We start from the raw sequence: 22,900 nt of genomic DNA, 5'->3' as shown, positions 1-22,900 counted from the left end.
ACGCAACCGCACAAACGCCGCCAGCTTCGCCGAAGGCCGGTAATGATCCTCCGCATCCAACACCGCAGCATCGGCCAACGGTGCGACCTTGGCGCCGGTGGCGATCAACTCCGCCAACAACGGGGCCGGCACAATCCCACCACCGAGGATCACCGCGGGACTGCCGGCAACCGCCGGGGTGTCATCGGCAACGAAGTTCGTCGAGTCGCCATGCAATCGGGCATCCCGCGGCGTCTGCGCCACCACCTTCTCGACCGGCTTCTCCACCGGCTCGGCGGTGTCGTGGACGGGCTCAGCGGGCACGGCGGCCTCGCCTGGAGTATCGCCAACGTCGCTCGCCTGGCCGTCGTTGTCCTGCGGTGCGGGAACGTGTTGGGGCAGCTGATCGGTGAGCAGGTGGACCACCACACTGCTCGAGCGTGGATCAACCCCGGCGGCCGGGCACTGCGGGCTGCCACACTGGCAGGTCAACCGCTCGGCCCCGACCGCCAACGCCCCCAACGCATCAGCGCGACGCTGCGCCATGGTCCGCGGATCGGCCTCACACACACCACCGGCCCAGCGCGATATGAAGATGCCCACGCGCGCCCGTACTCGTGAACAAACGCGCATCCAACGCATCAACGCCGAACGCCGACTCAACACCGAAGGCGCTGTCGATACTGGCGGAGTCAACACCGAAGGCGGCAAAGCGCCACCCTTCTAGGCCAATTCAGCCAAGCCGCTCGATGACCGTGGCATTGGCCATCCCGCCGCCCTCGCACATGGTCTGCAATCCGTAGCGGCCGCCGCGCTGCTCCAGGGCGTTGACCAGGGTGGTCATGATGCGCGCACCGCTGGCGCCCAACGGGTGCCCGATCGCGATGGCGCCACCGTTGACGTTGGTCTTGTCAAGATCCGCACCCGTGTCATGCGCCCAGGCCAGCACCACCGGCGCGAACGCCTCGTTCACCTCGAACAGGTCGATGTCCGCCAACGTCAAACCCGCACGCGCCAACACCTTTTCGGTCGCCGGGATGACACCGGTCAACATGTAGAGCGGATCGGACCCGACCACGGTGGTGGTGTGGATCCGGGCGAGCGGCTTCAAGCCAAGCTTGCGCGCGGCCGCGCCACTGGTGATCATCACTGCCGCGCTGCCGTCGGACAGCGGCGACGAGTTGCCCGGGGTGATCTCCCAGTTGATCTGCGGGAAGCGGGCCGCGTACGACTCGTGGTAGAACGCCGGCTTGAGTCCGGCGAGTGTCTCGACGGTGGTGCCGGGCCGGATGATTTCGTCGGTGCTCAGCCCCGCGATCGGGGCAAGCTCGGCATCGAACGAACCATCCTTGGTGGCCCGCGCCGCCTTCTCGTGGCTGCCTGCCGAGAACTCGTCGAGCTGGGCACGGGAGAAGCCCCACTTGGCCGCGATCAGTTCGGCGCTGATCCCTTGGGGCACAAGCCCGTCCGAGTAGCGTTCAGCGAATGCCAGGCCGAACGGGTCGCTGCCGGGCAGTACCGATGAACCCATCGGAACCCGGGACATGGACTCCACGCCTGCGGCGATCACGATGTCGTAGGCCCCGGCGAGCACGCCTTGGGCGGCGAAGCTGATCGCCTGCTGCGAGCTGCCGCACTGGCGGTCGACGGTGGTGCCGGGCACGCTCTCGGGAAAGCCTGCGCCCAGTAAGGCGTTGCGGGCCACGTTCACCGCCTGGTCGCCCACTTGCGTGACGGCCCCGGCAATCACGTCGTCCACCAACACGGGGTCGACGCCGGTGCGCGTGGTGAGCTCGCGCAGGCTGTGCGCCAGCAGGTCCGCCGGCAGGACGCCGTGCAGGGCGCCGTTGGCCTTGCCTTTGCCGATCGGGGTGCGGACCGCTCCGACGATCACTGCGTCGCGGTCTGAGTATCCGCTCATCTGGGCCTCCTGATGCTCCACGCTGAGTATTGTTATGACTACCCAGGTATAGCACCTGGGTATAGTAAGAACAACTCAGGTATGGAGTTTGATTCCGTGGGAATGCTGCAGGGCAAGTTGGCCGATCGTGACGCGTGGTCGGCGGTGGGGCGGTGCCCGATCGAGAGGACGATGGCGTTCGCCGGTACCAAGTCGGCGATGTTGATCATGCGCGAGGCCTTCTACGGCACCACCCGGTTCGACGATTTCGCCCGTCGCGTCGGCATCACCAAGGCGGCAACCTCGGCGCGGCTGTCAGACCTGGTGGCGGCCGGACTCCTGGCCAAGAAGCCGTACCGCGAGCCGGGGCAACGGGAGCGCTACGAATACGTGCTCACCGAATCCGGGACCGACTTCATGCCGGTGGTGTGGGCCATGTTCGAGTGGGGTCGCAAGCACCTCGGCGATACCGGCCTGCGCCTGGCGCATGACGAGTGTGGCGCCCTGGCCGGCGTCGAAATCCGTTGTGAAGAAGGTCATCTCGTACCGTCTGACGAACTCGTCATCCGCGTCGAACGCGACCATTCGTGACCACAGGCGCGGACGCGCTGAAAATCCTGGCCGACGACGGCCGCTGGCGCATCGAACCCGGACTCACCCAAGCGGAACTCGACGCGCTCGAAACCCGCTTCTCCCTGTGGCTGCACCCGGACCACCGTGACTTCTTGGCGGCCGGTTTACCCATCGGATCCGGCTGGCCGGACTGGCGAAACGCCGACGACGTGACGCTGCGGGCACATATCGGCCGTGCGGTGCGCGAACTGCTGCACTCCGTGCGGACAGGGGAGTTGTGGCACCCGGCCTGGGGTGACAATCCCGGCGGTGACGCGGCATGGAAAATCGCCAGCGCCGCCCTCGCCGGTCAACCCCGGGTGGTCCCGATCTACGGTGTCGCATTCCTCACCCAGGGGCCGGGCGCCCCGACGGTGTGGGCGGTCCAGGACGCCGGTGTCCGCGCGGTGGCCGCGGATCTGATCGGCCTGGCGCACCTGCTCACCGGACAGACCGTGAACCCGCCCGACTCGGCCGGCCCACCGCCGTTGTTGCCGGAGCCGGAACCGGAGCCTGACGTCCCGGTGCTCGACGTGCCGCCGTTTCCGCCTGACCCGGTCATGCCCCCACTGACGGCGGTGCTGCCGCCACGAGATCCCGGCGCCGCCCTGGCCGAGCTCGGCGTCGATGTGGGACAGCTGCAACGTCACGACGATGTGCTGGCCCACCGGGCGCCCATGTGGTCGACGTCAGTGCCGCCCGGCGTCCCGGCCATCGAGGCCTGGCTGGCTGTCCGGGCACAGTTTCCGATGACGGGGTTGTGGCCGGTGCTGCTGACCGACTCGGCCTGGCACCGGATCGGGATGGATGGAGTAGCCGACGAAACCCCGCTTCTGGCAGCGCAATTCAACGGTGTGGGCTGGCTGGAACGCGAGTTCGCGGAGCGGACGTCCGAATATCCGGTGCCGCGCTACGGGCGTGAGTTCGACGTCCTGGATTCGGAGGACTGGCAACAGAGCTTCCTCCGGTTCGATTTCCGCGGCAAGTATTCCCGGCTGGCATTGGTGCCCACCCCGGCCGACTGGCTGGTGCCCGGATTGCTTCAGTGGTCGGGTGCGGTCAACTCCGATGTCTCGGGCGTCGACCATGCCGCGATCCTGCGCCGCTGGGCGGTGCGACACCAGACCGAGGTGTTGGCCCTCGACGACGAATACCTCGTGCTGGTGGCCAACCAGCCGCCGCGCACCCAGCATGAGGCGCTCACCGCGGCCCTGGAGGCGTATCTGTACTGCGACGACACCGTCAACACCCAGACCGGCTCACTTGATGCGCTGGCCGTCGCATTGACGGACCGGCTATGGACGTTCTGGTGGGATTGATCGGCGTTACTCTCGGCCCGTGCTGCACTTACGCGTCATCGCGCCGGTGGACCTGCGTGACCCGATCCTCAACGTCCTGCACGCCGAGCCGGGCGTGGCCCACATCGTGGTGCACACCGGCGCCGCCGTCGATCCCGCAGGCGACGAGATCACCGCAGACGTCGCCCGAGAAGCCGGCAACGACGTGGTCGAGCGGCTGAAGTCCCTCGATGTGCATCACTTCGGTGCCATCACCCTGGAGCCGCTGGACACCGTGCTGTCGACCTCGGCCCACCACGCCGAGGACGTCGCCGACGGGGATGCAGCCGACGCGGTGATCTGGGACGAGCTGATCGCTCGGACGCGTGAGGAGTCCAGCCTCAGCGTGACGTACCTGGTGTTCCTGTGCATCGCCTGCCTGCTCGCGGCGATCGGCGTGGTGACCGATTCGGCGGTCACGGTGGTCGGTGCGATGGTCGTGGGCCCGGAATTCGGACCCTTAGCGGCGTTGGCCGTCTCCCTGGTCCAAGGCCGCGTGTCGCTGGCGCGACAGGCTGGGGTGGCGCTGCTGGTCGGGTTTCCGGTGGCCATGATCGTCACCGGTCTCGGGGTGTTGGCCTTCGAAACCCTGGGGTGGGTTCAGGTGAGAAGTTTCAGCGAGCTCACCCAGGTCGACTTCATCTTCCAGGTGGGCCCGTTCTCGCTCGTGGTGGCGCTGCTGGCCGGGGCGGCTGGAATGTTGTCGCTGGTGTCGTCGAAATCGGCGGCTCTGGTGGGCGTGTTCATCTCGGTGACGACGGTGCCGGCCGCCGGCTTCGCGGTGGTGGCAGCGACCGTGGGCGACTGGCATGTCGCCGCCGAGTCGGTCCTGCAGTTGGTGGTCAACCTCGTCGGAATCACCCTGGCCGGTGTCCTGACGCTCGCGGTCTACCGTCGCACCAGGTCCCGACGTCCCGTCACAGGTGGCTGAGGCCCATCGCGAAAAAGAACACCGCGACCGCGCCGGCGATGACTGCCACCACCAGTCGATGGTGGAGTCTCATCCAGGCGTAGATCCGCTCGACCGCCGACCGGGTGGCTTCTGGGGCGATCCAGAAGCTGATGATCGGCGCGAGCGCCGCGAGAAAGGCCACCACGTTGAACACGACAAGAGCGGCCATCTGCTCGGCGGCGGTGACGCCCGCGGTGAGTGCCGCGGCCATGGCGGCCAGGTAGTACGGGGTCGGAAAACCGTTGATGAGGCCGAGTAACGCCGCCGCCCAGGGCGCCTCGCCGCGCAGCGCGGACTGTAGGCCCGCCGGCAGCCGGGACAGTCCCGGCACGGTGGACGGTGTCGGGGGAGTACTGACGGGGACAGGCACGGATCGACGTGAGCGCACCTTGTCGACCAGGCGTTCCAGCATGCCGGTTGCCGACAGGACGGCGATCGTCAGCGCCACCACGGCGACGCCGAGCTCAAGTGCCGGGGACATGGTGTGCCCGCCGTCGTCGGTGGCGTTCTTGAATCCGGACACCACCGCTGCACCCACGGCGACATTGGCGGTGAACGCGACGAGGAAGAACGGGAGCAATAGTCGCAGCGGGTGCCTTCGCGACAGCATGAAGGCGATGACCCCGATCCTGAGGGGGTCGCACGCCGCCACGACGGCCATCACCAGCACGGTGCTCCACATCGCCGGCGGCCACATCCCTTCGTTCGATTACCCCACCGCTGAATTCAACCAGCGTTACCCGATTCCGGCCGTATCGGGCGCCGCGCGTCGCCGCGCACCGCTACTCCCGGGGTGCGTACCGTTCTTCACTGATGGATCTCGGTGCGGACGCTGACGGCGTGTTGTCCGGCTATTGCCGGTCACATGCCCAGCGTGCGCTGTTCGATGTGCGCGAAGACGGCGGCGCCGGATTCGACGAGATGGTCGACGCCTCCGGTGACGTCCGCCCGGCGTGGCGGGAGCTGGCCGACGGCATCGGTGATCGGGGCCGCGACGGCCTGGACCGGCTACGCGCGACGGTGCGTGGGCTGGTCGACAACGACGGCATCACCTACCTGCAGGTAGACCGGCACGGCGAGGTGGTCACCGACGACGACGGCACTGCGCTGGCAGGCCCGTGGCATCTCGATGCGCTGCCGCTGGTGCTTTCCGCCGAAGACTGGGATCCCCTTGAGTCGGGCCTGGTGCAACGCTCCCGGCTACTCGATGCGGTGCTCACCGACCTCTACGGGGACCGCCGCTCGATCACCAGCGGGGTGCTGCCGCCCGCCCTGCTGTTCGGCCATCCCGGATACGTGCGCGCCGCCCGTGGTCTCGTGGTACCCGGGCGGCATCAGCTCTTCCTGCATGCGTGCGATGTCAGCCGGGGCAACGATGGCGGCTTCGCCGTCAACGCAGACTGGACGCAAGCGCCCTCGGGCGCGGGATACGCACTGGCCGACCGACGCGTCATCGCCCATGCCGCACCGGATCTCTACGAGAGGGTGGGCCCCCGGCCCGCGTCACCGTGGGCCCAGGCGCTGCGGCTGGCCCTTCTCGACGCGGCCCCGGAGGCCGCAGTGGAGCCCGTCGTGGTGGTGCTCAGTCCCGGGATTCACTCCGAGACGGCCTTCGACCAGGCGTACCTGGCCGGCGTGCTCGGCTTCCCATTGGTGGAAAGCGCCGATCTGGTGGTACGCGACGGGGCCCTGTGGATGCGGTCGCTGGGCACCCTCAAACGAGTCGACGTGGTGCTGCGCCGCGTCGACGCCGATTACGTGGACCCGCTGGATCTGCGTCCTGATTCCCGGCTCGGCGTGGTGGGCCTGGTCGAGGTGATGCGCCGCGGTGCCGTGACCGTGGTCAACACGCTGGGCAGTGGAATCCTGGAAAGCCCTGGACTGGCACGGTTTCTGCCGCAGCTGTCCGAACTGTTGCTGGGCGAGACACCGACATTGCCGACGCTGCCGATGTACTGGGGCGGCATCGACATCGAGCGTTCCCATCTGCTCACGAAGCTGTCGTCGCTGCTGATCCGTCCGGTGAACGGAGGACGGACGATCGTCGGTCCCGCGCTGTCGGGATCGGACCGGGAACGGTTGGCGGCACGAATCGAGGCCGAACCCGAAAACTGGATCGGCCAGGAGTTGCCGCAATTCTCCACCGCACCAACCAATTACCGGGCCAAGGGGGTGGTTTCGGGCAACGTCGGCATGCGCCTGTTCACGGTCGCGCAACGTGGCGGGTATGCGCCGATGATCGGTGGACTGGGCTATGTCGTCGCCCCGGGAAACGCCGCCTTTCGGATGAACACCCTTGCTGCCAAAGATGTTTGGATCCGCACGCCCCAGCGGGTCGGCGTCGAGCACGCCCCGCTCTCGGTCGAACGGGCTGTGTCGGTCGCGGCGCCCAGTCCGACGCGGGCCGTCACTTCGCCCCGTGTGCTCTCGGATCTGTTCTGGATCGGTCGTTACGGCGAACGTGCCGAGGCCATGGCCCGGCTGCTCACCGTCACCCGGGAGCGCTACCACGAATACCGGTACCGCCCGGATCTCGAAGAGAGCCAGTGTGTTCCGGTGCTGCTGGCCGCCGTCGGGACGATCACCGGTGTCGAGAGCGGAGACGTCGACGACACACTGTGGGCGAGCACCGCCGACCGGCACCGGCCGGGCTCGTTGGCGCAGTCGGTGGATCGCCTGGGGTCGGCGGCCCGTTCGGTGCGTGACCAGATGTCCAACGACACCTGGATGGTGCTGGCCGGCGTGGAACGTGCGGTCCTGGGTCAACCACCGGCCCGGCCTCGATCGCCGGCGACGGCGGAGGCTTACCTGGCCGCCGCACACAGCCGAACCCTGGCCGGAATGCTGGCATTGTCGGGCGTGGCCGCCGAATCGATGGTGCAGGACATCGGTTGGACGATGATGGATCTCGGCAAGCGCATCGAGCGTGGGCTCGGGTTGACCGCCTTGCTGAGCGCCACCCTCACGACAGCGCACGGCGCCGAAGCCGAACGCGCGGTGGCCGAGTCGGCCTTGGTGGTGTGCGAATCCTCGGTGATCTACCGACGGCGAAATCCGGGCCGCATCAGCGTGACCGCGATCGCCGAACTGATGCTGGTCGACGCGGAGAACCCGAGGTCGCTGATCTACCAGGTGGAGCGCATCCGCGCACATCTCAAGGCCCTGCCCGGGTCGTCGGGTTCGTCGCGTTCGGAACGTCTCGCCGACGAGTTGGCCACCCGGTTGCGCCGGCTCGATCCGGCCGATCTCGAGGAGGTGGGCGAGAACGGGAGGCGCGTCGAGCTGGCTGCACTGCTCGACGGCGTCCACGCCGGTCTGCGGGAGCTCTCGACGGTCATCACCGCGGCTCATCTGTCCCTGCCCGGCGGCATGCAGCCTCTGTGGGGGCCCGACGAGCGGCGGTTGGTGCCGTGACCGAGCCCACCGGCGCCGCGGGCACCCGGTGCTACGCGATCACCCATCGCACGGTCTACCGATATTCCGACGATGTCACCAGCTCCTACGGCCGCGGCTTTCTCACCCCTCGGGACCTGGCGTGGCAGCGCTGCCGGTCGCAAGAGCTCGTGATCGAACCGCGGCCGGCCGACAGATCCACCAGCCGCGACGCGTACGGCAACATCAGCACGTATTTCCATGTCACCCAACCGCACCGCACCCTGAGCATCACCAGCAGCTCGGTGGTCGAAGTGGATCCGTTTGGGCCCGAGCATTATTCGGGTGCCTCGGCCAGGGCGCCGTGGGAGCTGGCCCGTCCGGTCGGCGGGGACGGCGCCCTGGCCGCCGAGTTCACCCTCGACCTGTCGCCGCCGGAGATCACCGAGGCGGTGCGCGAATACGCCGCGCCCAGTTTCGTTCCCGGACGACCGCTGATCGAGGTACTGCGCGACCTGACCTCGAGGATCTACTCCGACTTCACCTACCGGTCGGGCTCGACCACGGTGTCCACCCAGGTGGCCGAGGTGCTGGCAGCCCGGGCGGGGGTATGTCAGGACTTCGCCCGGCTGGCCATCGCGTGCCTGCGGGCCAACGGGTTGGCCGCCGGTTATGTTTCGGGCTATCTGGCCACCGACCCGCCGCCGGGCAAGGAACGCATGATCGGGGTGGATGCCACGCACGCCTGGGCGGCGGTGTGGACGCCGCAGAATCTGTGGCTCGGGTTGGACCCGACCAACGACCAGCTGGTCGACGAGCGCTACATCGTGGCCGGTTTCGGCCGCGACTACGCCGACGTGCCTCCGTTGCGCGGCATCATCTTCACCGATTCCGACAGTAGTGTGATCGAAGTGTCGGTCGACGTGGCACCGTGTCCGCCGGATCGAGGGGGCTTGCTGCATGCGTGATTTCCACTGCCCGACCTGTGGCCAGCGACTCGCGTTCGAGAACTCCCTGTGTCTGTCGTGCGGCAGTGCGTTGGGCTTCTCCCTCGACGACATGGCGCTGCTGGTGATCACCGATACTGCGCGCAGCGGCCATGCCGGCGCGGTCGACGAAGACCACTACCGGTTGTGCGCAAACCTTCATGTGGCGGAATGCAATTGGCTGGTACGCACCGGCGACGACAACCAATTGTGTGCTTCGTGCACCCTCACACGGACCCGGCCCGCCGACGGCGATACCGCCGCGATGACGTCGTTCGCCGAAGCCGAGCGGGCCAAACGTCGGCTCATCGCCGAACTGCACGAGCTCAAGCTGCCGATCGTCGGTCGTGACGAGGATCCGGAATTCGGGCTGGCTTTCGATCTGTTGTCCAGCGAGTCCCAGAAGGTGTTCACCGGTCATCAGAACGGCGTCATCACACTGGATCTCGCCGAAGGCGACGACGTGCACCGCGAGCAGTTGCGCATCGCGATGGACGAGCCCTACCGCACCCTGCTGGGCCACTTCCGTCACGAGATCGGGCATTACTATTACTACCGCCTGGTCGAGCCGTCACCGGACTACCAGGCCCGGTTCAGCGTGCTGTTCGGGGACGCCGACGCCGACTATCAGGCCGCCCTGGACCGGCACTACGACCAGGGGCCCCCGCCCGGTTGGGAGGACGATTACGTCTCGTCCTACGCCACCATGCACCCCGCCGAGGACTGGGCCGAGACCTTCGCGCACTACCTGCACATCCGCGACACCCTGGATACCTCGGCGGCCTTCGGATTCGCCCCCGCCGGAGCCACATTCGAACGGCGGGTGCTGGGGCCCAGCGGCTTCGACACCATCATCGACATGTGGCTCCCGCTGGCGTGGGCGTTGAACATGGTGAACCGGTCGATGGGCCACAGCGATCTGTACCCCTTCGTACTGGCGCCCGCAGTGCTGGAGAAGATGCGGTTCGTGCACACGGTCATCGACGAGACCACGTCGTAGGCCTCCGACCGAGAAAGTGACAGCACGGTCACGATCGAATGTCGCAACCCGGCCCGGCCGCAACGTCTTCCTAGGATCGCCGCGTGACTGATCGCTATGGCTCCGATGTGTTGGCCCGAAACCCGCACACCCCCAAGATGACCCGTTCGAAGGAACAGCCCGCCGAGAAGGGCCTCGTCGTGGAGGACGCCCAGAGCGGTTATGTGGGAGCGGTGGTCCGCATCGAAGGCGATCGCGTCGAACTGGAGGACCGCCGCGGCAAGGTGCGGACGTTCCCGATGGGGCCGGGTTTCCTGCTCGACGGCAAGCCGGTGAGCCTCGTCGTGCCCAAGCGTTCGGCGGCGCCGGCGCGCACGGCGTCCGGATCGGTCGCGGTGCCGAACGCCAAGGCCAAGGTGGCACTGGCCAGCCGGATCTATGTGGAGGGCCGGCACGACGCCGAGCTCGTCGAGCAGGTCTGGGGAGCCGATCTGCGCATCGAAGGCGTCGTCGTCGAATACCTCGGCGGCGTCGACGACCTGGCCGACATCGTCGCGGAATTCGCACCCGGGCCCGGCCGGCGGCTGGGAGTCCTCGTCGATCACCTGGTCACCGGGTCGAAGGAGGCGCGTATCGCCGAGGCGGTCCGACGCGGCCCCGGCGGTGCGCACACCCTGGTGGTCGGACACCCCTTCGTCGACATCTGGCAGGCCGTGAAACCGGCCCGGCTCGGGATGAAGGCCTGGCCCACCATTCCGCGGAATGTGGAGTGGAAACACGGCATCTGTGCGGCGCTCGGCTGGCCACACCGGGATCAGGCCGACATCGCCGGGGCCTGGCAGAAGATCCGGGGTCGGGTCCGGGACTGGAACGATCTTGAGCCCGCACTGATCGGCCGGGTCGAGGAACTGATCGACTTCGTCACCGCGCCGGAATAGTCGGTCATGGCGGCGTGGTAAGCAGAAGACGTGCCTGACAGTTTATTCGACGTGCCAGGTGAACCCGCACCCGCGGGTCCGGGCGCGCCTCCTGCTTCGGGATTGGCACCGCTGGCGGTGCGGATGCGCCCCGCCGATCTCGACGAGGTCGTCGGGCAGTCCCACCTGCTGAAGGCCGGGTCGCCGCTGCGTCGGCTGGTGGAGGGGTCCGGCGCGGCGTCGGTGATCCTCTACGGCCCGCCCGGCACCGGCAAGACCACCCTCGCCTCGCTCATCTCGCAGGCCACCGGTCGTCGCTTCGAGGCGCTCTCGGCGCTGAGTGCCGGGGTGAAAGAGGTCCGCGCGGTCATCGATGGCGCGCGGAGGGCGCTCCTGCACGGTGAACAGACGGTGCTGTTCATCGACGAGGTGCACCGCTTCTCCAAGACCCAGCAGGACGCCTTGCTGGCGGCCGTGGAGAACCGCGTCGTGCTGTTGGTGGCGGCCACCACGGAGAACCCGTCGTTCTCGGTGGTGGCGCCGCTGCTGTCACGCTCGCTGATCCTGCAGCTGCAGCCGCTGAGCGCCGAGGGCATCGGCACCGTGGTGCGCCGGGCGCTGGCCGACCCGCGCGGTCTGGGCGGGGCAGTGCAGGCCGACGACGAGGCCGTCGACCTGTTGGTGCGGCTGTCTTCCGGCGATGCCCGCCGGGCCCTGACCGCCCTGGAGGTGGCCGCAGAAACGGCCGGCGGCCCCGGCGGCGTGATCACCGTGGACGTCATCGAACAGTCGTTGGACAAGGCCGCGGTGCGCTACGACCGCGACGGCGATCAGCACTACGACGTGATCAGCGCCTTCATCAAATCGGTGCGCGGGTCCGACGTCGACGCGGCATTGCACTACCTGGCCCGGATGCTGGTGGCGGGGGAGGATCCGCGCTTTGTCGCGCGTCGACTGATGATCTTGGCCAGCGAGGACATCGGGATGGCCGATCCCACCGCGCTGCAGATCGCGGTGGCCGCCGCCCAGACCGTGCAACTGATCGGAATGCCCGAGGCGCAACTGACACTCGCGCATGCGACGGTTCATCTGGCGACGGCGCCCAAGTCCAATGCGGTGACCACCGCTCTCGGGGCAGCGATGAGCGACGTCCGGGCCGGGAAGGCCGGCCTGGTGCCCCCGCATCTGCGTGACGGCCACTATTCCGGTGCCCAGAAACTCGGCAACGCCGTGGGCTACAAATACGCCCATGACCATCCCGACGGGGTTGTGCCGCAGCAGTATCCACCGGACGAACTGGTGGGCGTGGACTATTACCAGCCGACGGGACGCGGGTTCGAGCGCGAACTCCTGTCCCGGGTCGACAAATTGCGCGCCATAATCCGTCGCATCCGGCGCTGAGCGCAAACGAAAACCACGGCCCCGGTTGAGAATTCAAACCGGGGCCGTGGTGCGTGGGCTAGGCGGTCAGCGCAGCAGACCGGTCCGCCGGCGTCCCATGAACGCGGACACCAGCGCCACACCGATGGCGGCGACGATGACCTGAACCAGCAATTCGAGCCAGTCGATCCCGCTGGTCATCGTCGGGATGCCGAGTGCGCGGGCGATCGCACTGCCGATGAAGGCCGACACGATGCCGACCAGGATCGTCACCAGAAAACCGATGGGTTGCCTGCCGGGGACGATCAGCCGGCCGATCAGGCCGACGACGATGCCGATCAGGATCGCGCTGATGATGCCGGTGATGGTCATTTCTCCTCCAGAGCTGAGTTGGACTGGAACGGAGATACCCGGGACTGTCAGCGCTCAAACGGCGCCGTCAATTCTGGACTCGTTCTCGTTCAGGCCATCTCGGGAACTCGCAGGTGCGCCAGTACCAATTCGTACTCACCGACGTTGAGTTGCTCGGCACTCAGATCCCGCAACCGGGCCGTGCGCAGTGACCGGGCCTCGTCTCTGTTGCGGTCCATCGCCTCGGCGCTGTCGAAGGTGGCCGTGGACACCGCTCGCCCGGAGGAGCGGTCGAGCATCAGGCTGGCGCTACAGAATCCGTCGAGCTCTTCCATCGCGGGCAACACAGAACTCCGGTAGAACTCCACGGCCCGGTCGAACAGTTCGGGGCGAGTCCGCAGCCAGGTGGCCCGCACGCATGCGCCTGGTGCGGAGTACTGCTCGCGGTGCACCATCGCGATTTCCCATTCGTCGATGGTCGCGGTACCGGCGAAAATCTCGACCAGCCGATGACGCATCGGAGCCACTGCCGCGGCGCTGGCGTGCATGGACTCCTCGGACCGCCAGGCCGTGGTCAGGACACACTCACCCGATTCCCGGTCCACCAGCAACGACAGGCCGACACAGCCGTCCACGGCGTCCAGGGCGGGCATCACCTCGTCGCGGACGTGGGCGATACCGGCGTTGAGTGCCTGGGTGCGCGCGGCGATCGTGGTTGAACGTGCGAACACGATCCACCCCTTCCTGCCAGGGTGGCGCCCCGGTGGCGCCACCGGTTCCACTCCCACCCTCCTCCGCTGCGTCCCGGGTGGCAATGGGATACGCAAGCGGCTCGTACGCTGAACGCATGGACACCGACGTCATCGACGTGGACACCTCGCAGCGGCGCATCGTCGATCTGACCGACGCGGTGCGCGAGTTCTGCGGCGCGCACGACGACGGCCTGTGCAACGTGTTCGTCCCGCACGCCACCGCGGGCGTGGCGATCATCGAGACCGGCGCCGGGTCGGACAAGGATCTGGTCGACACGCTGGAACGGCTGGTGCCGCGTGACGACCGCTACCGGCACAGCCACGGCTCGTTCGGCCACGGCGCCGATCACGTGCTGCCCGCCCTGGTGTCTCCCTCGGTGACGGTGCCGGTGAAGTCGGGCCGTGTGCTGCTGGGCACCTGGCAGAGCGTGGTGCTGGTGGACCTCAACCGCGACAACCCACAGCGTTCGGTGCGGCTGAGCTTCCTGGGGGCGTGACGCTCGTCGCCTTTTCGGGGCCAACGCGCGCAACGGTAATGTGAAGCGGTCGAACCGGTGGTTGCCCAGGCAACGCCGGCCACCCACGAACACGAGGACAGAGACGACGTGCAGACCCACGAGATCAGGAAGCGCTTCCTCGATCACTACGTGAAGGCGGGTCACACTGAGGTGCCCAGCGCCTCGGTGATCCTCGACGACCCCAACCTGCTGTTCGTCAATGCCGGCATGGTTCAGTTCGTGCCCTACTTCCTCGGTGCGCGGACCCCGCCGTGGAACCGGGCCGTCAGCGTGCAGAAGTGCATCCGCACGCCCGATATCGACGAGGTGGGCATCACCACCCGGCACAACACCTTCTTCCAGATGGCCGGCAACTTCAGCTTCGGCGACTATTTCAAGAAGGGCGCCATCGAGCTGGCCTGGAGTCTTCTGACCAACCCGGTATCCGAGGGCGGCTACGGATTCGACCCGGAAAAGCTCTGGGCAACGGTCTATCTGGACGACGACGAGGCGATCGAGCTGTGGCAGGAAGTGGCCGGGCTGCCCGCCGAGCGCATCCAGCGTCGCGGTATGGCCGACAACTACTGGTCCATGGGCATCCCCGGCCCCTGCGGACCGTCCTCGGAGATCTACTATGACCGCGGTCCCGAGTACGGCGTCGACGGCGGCCCGGTCGCCAACGAGGACCGCTACATCGAGATCTGGAACCTCGTGTTCATGCAGAACGAGCGGGGCGAAGGCACCTCGAAAGAGGACTACGAGATCCTCGGCCCGCTGCCGCGCAAGAACATCGACACCGGCATGGGCGTCGAGCGCGTGGCCTGTCTGCTGCAAGGCGTGGACAACGTCTACGAGACCGACCTGCTGCGGCCGGTGATCGACGCGGTCGCGGCCGTGGCACCGCGCGGGTACGGCCAGGGCAGCCACGAGGACGATGTCCGCTACCGCATCATCGCCGACCACACCCGCACCGCGGCGATCATCATCGGCGACGGCGTCAGCCCCGGGAACGAGGGCCGCGGCTATGTGCTGCGGCGGCTGCTGCGACGGATCATCCGCGCCGCCAAGCTGCTCGGTGTCGAGCAGCCGATCATGGCCGAGCTGATGGCCACCGTGCGCGACGCCATGGGCCCCGCCTATCCCGAGCTGGTCACCGACTTCGACCGCATCAACCGCATCGCGGTGGCCGAGGAAACGGCGTTCAACCGCACCCTGGCCTCGGGGTCGCGGTTGTTCGACGACGCCGCGGCCGCGACCAAGAAGTCCGGTGCCACGGTGTTGTCGGGCAGTGACGCGTTCACCCTGCACGACACCTACGGCTTCCCGATCGACCTCACCCTGGAGATGGCGGCCGAAGCCGGCCTGTCCGTGGACGAGCAGGGTTTCCGGTCGTTGATGGCCGAGCAGCGGCAACGCGCCAAGGCCGACGCCGCCGCGCGCAAGCAGGCCCACACCGATCTCTCCGCGTACCGCGAGCTGGTCGACGCCGGGCCCACCGAGTTCACCGGCTTCGACGAATTGTCCACCGAGGCACGCATTCTCGGCATTTTCGTGGACGGCAAGCGGGTGCCGGTGGTGACCCACGGGGACGTCGACGCCGAGCGGGTCGAGCTGATCCTGGACCGCACCCCGTTCTACGCCGAGGCCGGCGGCCAGATCGCCGACGAGGGCGCGATTTCCGGCACGGGTTCGTCGGGTACCGCCAGGGCGGCCGTCACCGACGTGCAGAAGATCGCCAAAACCCTGTGGGCGCACCGGGTGTCGGTGGAGTCCGGCGAATTCGTCGAAGGTGACACCGTCGTCGCCGCAGTGGATCCCAAGTGGCGTCACGGCGCCACCCAGGGGCACTCCGGTACCCACATGGTGCACGCCGCACTGCGACAGGTGTTGGGCCCCAGCGCCGTCCAGGCCGGTTCGCTGAACCGTCCGGGCTACCTGCGATTCGACTTCAACTGGCAGGGCGCGCTCACCGACGATCAGCGCACACAGATAGAAGAAGTGACCAACGAAGCCGTCGAGGCCGACTACCAGGTCAACACCTTCACCACCGCGCTGGACAAGGCCAAGGCCATGGGCGCGATGGCGATGTTCGGGGAGAACTATCCCGATCAGGTGCGGGTGGTCGAGATCGGCGGTCCGTTCTCACTGGAGCTCTGCGGCGGCACGCACGTGCACAATTCGGCCCAGATCGGTCCGGTCACGATCCTCGGAGAATCGTCGGTCGGCTCCGGCGTGCGCCGCGTCGAGGCCTACGTCGGCCTCGAATCGTTCCGGCACCTGGCCAAGGAACGCGCGTTGATGGCCGGCCTGGCCTCGTCACTCAAGGTGCCCTCGGAAGAGGTGCCGGCCCGGGTGGCCAACCTGGTGGAGCGGCTCAAGGCGGCCGAGAAGGAACTGGACAAGGTCCGGCTGGCCAATGCCCGCGCCGCTGCGGCGAATGCGGCGGCCGGCGCCGAGACCGTCGGCAAGGTCCGGTTGGTGGCGCAGCGCATGGCCGGCGGCATGTCGGCAGGGGATCTGCGCAGTCTGGTCGGGGACATCAAGGGCAAGCTCGGCGCCGACCCGGCTGTGGTGGCGCTGATCGCCGAGGGGGAGAACGACTCGGTGCCCTTCGTGGTGGCGGTCAATCCGGCCGCCCAGGATCTGGGACTGCGGGCCAACGAACTGGTCAAGCAGTTCGGTGCGGCGGTCAACGGCCGTGGGGGCGGCAAGGCGGACATGGCACAAGGTTCGGGTAAGGGGGCGGCGGGCATCGACGCGGCATTGGCCGCGCTGCGCGCCGAGATCGGACGAGGCTGACTTCGTGTCCGAGACGGTCGCAGACCGGCAGCCGGACCGTCCGGGGGACGACGACCCAGGACGCGGCCGGCGCATCGGTATCGACGTCGGCACCGTGCGGATCGGCGTTGCGAGCTGTGATCCCGACGGGATCCTGGCCACACCGGTGGAAACGGTGCAGCGGGACAAGCGGGACCGCTCAGGCAAACACCTACGCAGACTCGTGGCACTGATCGGTGAGTACGAGGCCGTCGAGGTCGTCGTCGGCTTACCCCGCACGCTCGCCGATCGGGCCGGCAGCTCGGCCGTCGATGCGATCGTGCTGGCCGACGAGCTGACCCGGCGCATCGACCCAATACCGGTGCGGCTGGCCGACGAACGCCTCACTACTGTGTCGGCACAACGGTCGTTGCGCGAAGCGGGGGTACGGGCAAGGGGACAGAAGGCGATGATCGACCAGGCCGCTGCGGTGGGCATTCTGCAGAGCTGGCTCGATCAGCGGCGGGCGGCACTGGCCGCACGCGGAGAGGGCATGGATGGCTGAGAAGTGGGGTGCCGACAAGGCGGAGCCCGAGGCGGTGGGCCCTCCGCGCCGCGGGATGAGCCCCGCCCAGCGGGCCCGCAAAGCCCGCAACGACCGCAAGCGACGTGCCACCCGCGGTCTGTCGCTGGCGGCGCTCATCGTGGTGCTCATCGGTGCGGTATTCCTGGGATCCAAGCTGTGGCACGGCATGTCAGGAAGCGCCAACGACTACGCGGGTGACGGCGTGGCCGACGTGGTCATCCAGGTACACGACGGTGACTCCACGACGGCCATCGCCAAGACCCTGCAGGACCACAAGGTGGTCGCCACCGTGAAGGCATTCGTCGAGGCGGCCCACAAGAACGAGGCGATCTCGGCGATACAGCCAGGCTTCTACAAGGTGCGGACCGAGATCCCCGCATCGAATGCCGTTGAACGCCTTGCAGATCCGCAGAGCCGCGTGGGCAAGCTGACCATCCCGGAGGGCCGCCAGCTCGACGACATCGCCGACGTCAAGACCAATGCCGTCACCGAAGGCATCTTCACCCTGATCTCGCACGCCTCGTGCGTCGAGCTCGACGGTAAGAAGCGCTGCGTACCGGTCGACGCGTTGCGGGCGGCCGCCCAGTCGGCACCGGCGGCCGCGCTGGCGGTACCGGACTGGGCCAGCGGCCCGGTCGCCGCGATGCCCAACGACCATCGGCGGCTCGAGGGCTTGATCGCACCGGGCACCTGGAACGTCGACCCGGCCGGCTCGGCGCAGGACATTCTGTCCACCCTGATCGCGGGCAGCGCCGCCGTCTACACCCAGAGCGGCCTGCTCGACACCGCGGCGGCCATGCACCTGTCGCCCTACCAGATCCTCACCGTCGGATCCCTGGTGCAGCGCGAAGCCAAACCACAGGACTTCGACAAGGTGGCCCGCGTGATCTACAACCGGCTGGCCGAACAACGCAAGCTGGAGTTCGACTCGACGGTGAACTACCCGCTGGACCGTCAGGAAGTCGCCACCACCGACGACGACCGGGCTCAGGTGACTCCGTGGAACACCTATATGCGCCAAGGTCTTCCGCAGACCCCGATCTGCTCGCCGGGCACCGACGCGTTGGCCGCGGCCGAGCATCCGGCGGCCGGGGATTGGCTGTACTTCGTGACCATCGACATGCAGGGCACGACGTTGTTCACCCGGGACTACGAACAACACCTGGCCAACATCGAACAGGCCCAACACAACGGTGTCCTCGACAGTGCCCGATAGGCGCAAGGCCGCCGTTCTCGGCTCACCGATCGCCCACTCGCGTTCCCCGCAACTGCATCTGGCCGCTTACCGCGCGCTGGGGTTGCCGGCGTGGACATACGAGCGCATCGAGTGCACGGCCGAACAACTTCCCGGGTTCGTCGGCGATCTCGGCCCGGAATGGGTCGGGCTGTCGGTGACCATGCCGGGCAAGTTCGCCGCATTGGAGTTCGCCGATCAGCGCACCGACCGTGCCGATCTGGTCGGCTCGGCCAACACGCTGGTCCAGATGCCCTCGGGGGGCTGGCGGGCGGACAACACCGACGTCGACGGGGTGGTCGGGGCGCTCGGTACCGCCGGGAACTCGGCACTGGTGATCGGCTCCGGTGGCACCGCGCCGGCCGCGGTGGTCGCCCTGGCCGAGCTCGGTGTACAGCAGATCGTCATCGTGGCCCGCGACGAGGCCAAGGCCGCTCGTTTGGTGGATCTGGCCGGCAGATGTGGCGCCGAGAGCAGCTGGTGCGACATCAACGACGCCGCGCTGGCCGACGTGGCGGCCGGCGCCGACGCTGCGGTCAGCACGATTCCGGCCGACGCCGCGGCGGTCCATGCTCGCACCCTGGCCGTGGTGCCCCGAGTGCTCGACGCCATCTACGACCCGTGGCCGACACCGCTGGCCGCGGCTGTCGAGGCAGCCGGCGGCGAGGCGATCAACGGTTTGGAGATGCTGTTGAACCAGGCGTTCGCCCAGGTGGAGCAGTTCACCGGGATGCCGGCCCCCAAAGAGGCGATGAGGGCTGCGCTGCTCGGGGCTTAGCCTCGGTGGATGGGGGTCGGGGTAACCGTGATTGCGGCCGGCTGGCTATTGGCGCTCAGTGGCTACGACATCGCCGAACGGCGGCTGCCCAACTGGTTGACGCTGCCGGGCGCCGCATTGGTTCTCGCAGGCGCGGCGGCGTCCGGCCATGGCGTCGCCGCCCTGACCGGTGCGGTGGCTCTGGCGTCGCTGTATCTGGTCGTGCACCTGCTCGCGCCGCGGGCGATGGGCGGCGGCGACGTCAAACTCGCGGTCGGCCTCGGCGCGCTCAGCGGCACCTTCGGGATCGACGTGTGGCTGCTGGCGGCGCTGGCTGCGCCGTTGCTGACGGCGGTACTCGCCCTGGGTGCTGTGGTGCGCGGGATCCGGACCGTGCCGCACGGGCCGTCGATGTGTGCGGCCACGGCAGCCGCGGTGAGCCTGGTGCTGGTCTGACCGTCGAACGTTGGGCCGCGACGACCACGGATTTCAGCAGGCAAACCCCGACGTGGGAGAATGACAGCCGTGTTGCGTTGGACCACAGCAGGTGAATCTCACGGCCGCGCCCTGGTGGCCATGCTCGAGGGGATGGTTGCCGGCGTCCCCATCACATCCGAGGACATCGCCGCGCAGCTCAAGCGCCGTCGCCTCGGATATGGGCGGGGCGCGCGGATGAAGTTCGAACAGGATCAGGTCACCATGCTGGCCGGGGTCCGCCACGGCACCACCCTGGGCGGTCCGATCGCGATCGAGATCGGCAACACCGAATGGCCCAAGTGGGAAACCGTGATGGCGCCGGACCCGGTCGACCCAGGCCTCCTCGCCGAAAAAGATGCAGCACGCAACGCGCCACTGACCCGTCCCCGGCCGGGCCATGCCGACTACGCGGGCATGCTCAAATACGGCTTCGACGACGCCCGGCCGGTGCTGGAGCGCGCCAGCGCCCGTGAGACCGCCGCACGCGTGGCGGCAGGCACCGTGGCCCGGGCCTTTCTGCGCGCCGCGCTCGGTGTCGAGGTGGTGTCCCACGTCATCTCCATCGGCGCGTCGCAGCCCTATGACGGTCCGCCCCCGCAGTTCTCGGATCTGGAGAAGATCGACGCCAGCCCGGTCCGCGCGTTCGACGAGGCGGCCGAGGCATCGATGATCGCCCAGATCGAGGACGCCAAGAAGGACGGCGACACCCTCGGCGGCGTGGTCGAGGTCGTGGTTGCGGGGCTGCCGATCGGGCTGGGTTCGTTCACCAGCGGCGACAACCGTCTCGACAGCCAACTGGCTGCCGCGGTGATGGGCATCCAGGCCATCAAGGGTGTCGAGATCGGCGACGGTTTCGAGACCGCGCGCCGGCGCGGCAGCGTGGCCCACGACGAGATGTACCCCGGTCCCGACGGTGTGCTCCGGTCGACCAACCGGGCCGGCGGGCTGGAAGGCGGCATGACCAACGGTCAACCGCTGCGGGTGCGCGCGGCGATGAAGCCGATCTCGACCGTGCCCCGGGCACTGGCCACCGTCGACATGGCCACCGGGGAGGAGGCCGTCGCCATCCATCAGCGTTCCGATGTCTGCGCGGTACCCGCCGCCGGGGTCGTGGTGGAGACGATGGTGGCGCTGGTCGTGGCCCGCGCGGTGCTGGAAAAGTTCGGCGGGGACTCGCTGGCCGAGACCCGCACCAACATCGACGCCTACCTGCGGGCTGTCTCCGAGCGCGAGCCGGCGGCGCAGGCCCTGGGCTGATGGCGCCCAAGGCGGTATTGATCGGCCTGCCGGGTTCGGGCAAGTCGACCATCGGCCGCCGGCTGGCCAAAGCGCTGGACCTCACCATGCTCGATACCGACGCCGCGATCGAGGAGACCACCGGCCGCACCATCGCCGACATCTTCGCCACCGACGGCGAGGCGGAGTTCCGCCGGATCGAGGAAGAGGTCATCCGCTCGGCACTGGCCACCCACGATGGCGTGCTGTCGCTCGGCGGCGGTGCGGTCACCACCCCCGGCGTGCGTTCGGCACTGGCCGGGCACACCGTGGTGTATCTGGAGATCAGCGCGGCCGAAGGTGTGCGCCGCACCGGGGGTTCTACGGTTCGGCCGCTGCTGGCCGGCCCGGACCGGGCCGAGAAGTACCGCGCCCTGATGTCGGAGCGGGTGCCGCTCTACCGTCGGGTGGCGACCATGCGGATCAACACCAACCGGCGCAATCCGGGCGCGGTGGTGCGCACCATCGTCACGCGGTTGGAAAACCCACCCGCCCAGAAACAACCCCAGAAGCAGCAGGCCCAGACGTCGCGCGCGGCCAAGCGGCGCCGGCGGCGTCCGCCCTGGCGGCGCGGCGCGTCCTCGTCGCAGTCGGCCCGGTCCACGGCCGACCCTGCGGCCAAGGGCGACAACACCCAGACCAGTTCTTCCCCACCTGGATCTACCGCCATACCCACCCCCGCGGCCCTGGCCGCTCGCAACGCGGAGCGACATGATGACTGACCCGGTAATCGTCGAAGTACTGGTGGATCGGCCCTACCCGGTCATCATCGGGACCGGGCTGCTCGGTGAACTCGGCAACACACTCGAGGGTCGCCACAAGGTGGCGATCCTGCATCAGCCGGTGCTCACCGAGACCGCTGAGGCAGTGCGACAACACCTGGCGGACAAGGGGATTGAGGCCCACCGCATCGAGATTCCGGATGCCGAGGCGGGCAAGGAGCTGCCCGTCGTCGGTTTCATCTGGGAAGTGTTGGGGCGCATCGGCATCGGTCGTAAGGACGCCGTCGTCAGCTTGGGCGGGGGAGCGGCCACCGATGTCGCCGGCTTTGCCGCGGCCACCTGGTTGCGCGGCGTCGACATCGTGCACGTGCCCACCACCCTGCTCGGGATGGTCGACGCGGCAGTCGGTGGCAAGACCGGGATCAACACCGACGCCGGCAAGAACCTCGTCGGGGCGTTCCATCAGCCGGCCGCCGTGCTGGTGGATCTTGCCACCTTGGAAACGTTGCCGCGCAACGAGATCATCGCGGGTATGGCCGAGATCGTGAAGGCCGGTTTCATCGCTGACCCGGTGATCCTCGACCTCATCGAGGCCGATCCTCAAGCCGCGCTCGATCCGTCCGGGACGGTGCTGCCCGAGCTCATCCGCCGCGCGATCGCGGTCAAGGCCGAGGTGGTTGCTGCCGACGAAAAAGAATCGCAGCTGCGCGAGATCCTCAACTACGGGCACACCCTGGCGCACGCGATCGAGCGTCGCGAGCGGTACAAGTGGCGTCACGGCGCCGCGGTGTCGGTGGGCCTGGTCTTCGCCGCCGAATTGGGCCGGTTGGCCGGACGTCTCGACGACGAGACCGCAGACCGGCACCGAAAGGTGCTCACCGCGCTGGGGCTGCCCGTCACCTACGACGGCGACGCGCTGCCCCAATTGCTGGACTACATGGCCGGCGACAAGAAGAACCGCTCGGGTGTGTTGCGGTTCGTCGTGCTCGACGGGCTGGCCAAACCGGGCCGTCTGGAAGGGCCGGACCCCTCACTGCTGGCGGCCGCCTACGCAGAAGTGGCGCGGGCGCTCAGGCCC

21 protein-coding genes and 1 pseudogene are annotated in these 22,900 nt (G+C 68.2%); 17 read left to right on the top strand and 5 right to left on the bottom strand.

Going from position 1 to position 22,900, the window contains the following annotated elements:
* Both A5699_RS17275 and A5699_RS17270 read right to left on the bottom strand, forming a co-directional pair.
* A partial coding sequence (locus tag A5699_RS17275; protein WP_197508321.1) for a DUF222 domain-containing protein occupies window positions 1-582 on the bottom strand: 582 nt, incomplete at its 3' end.
* A gap of 130 nt (window positions 583-712) precedes the next feature.
* Window positions 713-1,900 (bottom strand): thiolase family protein, encoded by a 1,188-nt coding sequence (locus A5699_RS17270; protein ID WP_067771307.1) that lies wholly within the window; start codon window positions 1,898-1,900, stop codon window positions 713-715.
* Between the two features lie 81 nt (window positions 1,901-1,981).
* Between A5699_RS17270 and A5699_RS17265 the strand changes: the two genes are divergently transcribed.
* The 3 genes from A5699_RS17265 to A5699_RS17255 are packed head-to-tail and all read left to right on the top strand — an operon-like array spanning window position 1,982 to window position 4,759.
* On the top strand, window positions 1,982-2,470 hold the full coding sequence (locus tag A5699_RS17265; protein ID WP_231965746.1) for a helix-turn-helix domain-containing protein: 489 nt from the start codon (window positions 1,982-1,984) through the stop codon (window positions 2,468-2,470).
* On the top strand, window positions 2,467-3,810 hold the full coding sequence (locus tag A5699_RS29235) for a DUF4253 domain-containing protein (protein WP_067771297.1): 1,344 nt from the start codon (window positions 2,467-2,469) through the stop codon (window positions 3,808-3,810). Before A5699_RS17265 ends, A5699_RS29235 begins: the two co-directional genes overlap by 4 nt.
* 19 nt (window positions 3,811-3,829) lie before the next feature.
* A complete protein-coding gene (locus A5699_RS17255) occupies window positions 3,830-4,759 on the top strand; it encodes a DUF389 domain-containing protein (protein ID WP_067771295.1) in 930 nt (309 codons plus the stop codon).
* Here A5699_RS17255 and A5699_RS17250 read toward each other — a convergent pair.
* Window positions 4,746-5,462 (bottom strand): GAP family protein, encoded by a 717-nt coding sequence (locus A5699_RS17250; RefSeq protein WP_067771305.1) that lies wholly within the window; start codon window positions 5,460-5,462, stop codon window positions 4,746-4,748. The two genes, A5699_RS17255 and A5699_RS17250, sit on opposite strands and share 14 nt — an antisense overlap.
* Before the next feature lie 131 nt (window positions 5,463-5,593).
* Between A5699_RS17250 and A5699_RS17245 the strand changes: the two genes are divergently transcribed.
* From A5699_RS17245 to A5699_RS17225, 5 genes are all read left to right on the top strand, one after another.
* Window positions 5,594-8,194, top strand: coding sequence for a circularly permuted type 2 ATP-grasp protein (locus tag A5699_RS17245; RefSeq protein ID WP_067771293.1), 2,601 nt, complete (start codon window positions 5,594-5,596; stop codon window positions 8,192-8,194).
* Window positions 8,191-9,120 carry a transglutaminase family protein gene (locus A5699_RS17240; RefSeq protein ID WP_067771291.1) on the top strand — a complete coding sequence of 310 codons (930 nt, stop codon included), beginning with the start codon at window positions 8,191-8,193 and terminating at the stop codon, window positions 9,118-9,120. Before A5699_RS17245 ends, A5699_RS17240 begins: the two co-directional genes overlap by 4 nt.
* Window positions 9,113-10,138 carry a putative zinc-binding metallopeptidase gene (locus A5699_RS17235; RefSeq protein WP_067771289.1) on the top strand — a complete coding sequence of 342 codons (1,026 nt, stop codon included), beginning with the start codon at window positions 9,113-9,115 and terminating at the stop codon, window positions 10,136-10,138. Before A5699_RS17240 ends, A5699_RS17235 begins: the two co-directional genes overlap by 8 nt.
* Before the next feature lie 83 nt (window positions 10,139-10,221).
* Complete coding sequence (locus A5699_RS17230) at window positions 10,222-11,055, top strand: DUF3097 domain-containing protein (protein ID WP_067771285.1); 834 nt, start codon at window positions 10,222-10,224, stop codon at window positions 11,053-11,055.
* 30 nt (window positions 11,056-11,085) lie between these two features.
* Window positions 11,086-12,435 carry a replication-associated recombination protein A gene (locus A5699_RS17225; protein WP_067771284.1) on the top strand — a complete coding sequence of 450 codons (1,350 nt, stop codon included), beginning with the start codon at window positions 11,086-11,088 and terminating at the stop codon, window positions 12,433-12,435.
* A 66-nt stretch (window positions 12,436-12,501) separates the two neighbouring features.
* On the opposite strand, the gene A5699_RS17220 is transcribed toward A5699_RS17225, so the two are convergent.
* Complete coding sequence (locus A5699_RS17220; protein ID WP_067771283.1) at window positions 12,502-12,786, bottom strand: GlsB/YeaQ/YmgE family stress response membrane protein; 285 nt, start codon at window positions 12,784-12,786, stop codon at window positions 12,502-12,504.
* A gap of 89 nt (window positions 12,787-12,875) precedes the next feature.
* Window positions 12,876-13,496: an antibiotic biosynthesis monooxygenase gene (locus A5699_RS17215; RefSeq protein WP_067771281.1), complete on the bottom strand. Its 621-nt coding sequence runs from the start codon at window positions 13,494-13,496 to the stop codon at window positions 12,876-12,878.
* A gap of 116 nt (window positions 13,497-13,612) precedes the next feature.
* Here A5699_RS17215 and A5699_RS17210 point away from each other — a divergent pair, with 116 nt between their 5' ends.
* The 9 genes and pseudogenes from A5699_RS17210 to aroB all read left to right on the top strand — a co-directional run.
* Window positions 13,613-14,014 (top strand): secondary thiamine-phosphate synthase enzyme YjbQ, encoded by a 402-nt coding sequence (locus A5699_RS17210; protein WP_067771280.1) that lies wholly within the window; start codon window positions 13,613-13,615, stop codon window positions 14,012-14,014.
* Between the two features lie 108 nt (window positions 14,015-14,122).
* Window positions 14,123-16,813 carry an alanine--tRNA ligase gene (alaS, locus tag A5699_RS17205; protein ID WP_067771304.1) on the top strand — a complete coding sequence of 897 codons (2,691 nt, stop codon included), beginning with the start codon at window positions 14,123-14,125 and terminating at the stop codon, window positions 16,811-16,813.
* Between the two features lie 4 nt (window positions 16,814-16,817).
* A complete protein-coding gene (gene ruvX, locus A5699_RS17200) occupies window positions 16,818-17,336 on the top strand; it encodes a Holliday junction resolvase RuvX (RefSeq protein WP_067771279.1) in 519 nt (172 codons plus the stop codon).
* Window positions 17,329-18,573, top strand: coding sequence for an endolytic transglycosylase MltG (gene mltG / locus A5699_RS17195; protein ID WP_067771278.1), 1,245 nt, complete (start codon window positions 17,329-17,331; stop codon window positions 18,571-18,573). The genes ruvX and mltG overlap by 8 nt, the downstream gene beginning before the upstream one ends.
* Entirely contained in the window at window positions 18,563-19,369 is an 807-nt protein-coding gene (locus A5699_RS17190; protein ID WP_082957758.1) for a shikimate dehydrogenase, read from the top strand. Before mltG ends, A5699_RS17190 begins: the two co-directional genes overlap by 11 nt.
* 9 nt (window positions 19,370-19,378) lie before the next feature.
* Window positions 19,379-19,804: an A24 family peptidase gene (locus A5699_RS17185; RefSeq protein ID WP_067771275.1), complete on the top strand. Its 426-nt coding sequence runs from the start codon at window positions 19,379-19,381 to the stop codon at window positions 19,802-19,804.
* A 69-nt stretch (window positions 19,805-19,873) separates the two neighbouring features.
* Window positions 19,874-21,082 carry a chorismate synthase gene (gene aroC / locus A5699_RS17180; RefSeq protein WP_067771301.1) on the top strand — a complete coding sequence of 403 codons (1,209 nt, stop codon included), beginning with the start codon at window positions 19,874-19,876 and terminating at the stop codon, window positions 21,080-21,082.
* Window positions 21,082-21,588 (top strand): annotated as a pseudogene (locus A5699_RS17175) (shikimate kinase); the annotation flags it as partial. The gene aroC and the pseudogene A5699_RS17175, both read left to right, overlap by 1 nt.
* 226 nt (window positions 21,589-21,814) lie before the next feature.
* A partial coding sequence (gene aroB / locus A5699_RS17170; RefSeq protein WP_067771272.1) for a 3-dehydroquinate synthase occupies window positions 21,815-22,900 on the top strand: 1,086 nt, incomplete at its 3' end.

The sequence above is a fragment of the Mycobacterium sp. E802 genome (genome assembly GCF_001666875.1).
Lineage (GTDB): Bacteria > Actinomycetota > Actinomycetes > Mycobacteriales > Mycobacteriaceae > Mycobacterium.
Note: the sequence above shows the minus strand (reverse complement) of the source record. Positions and strands in the feature narration are given on the sequence as shown.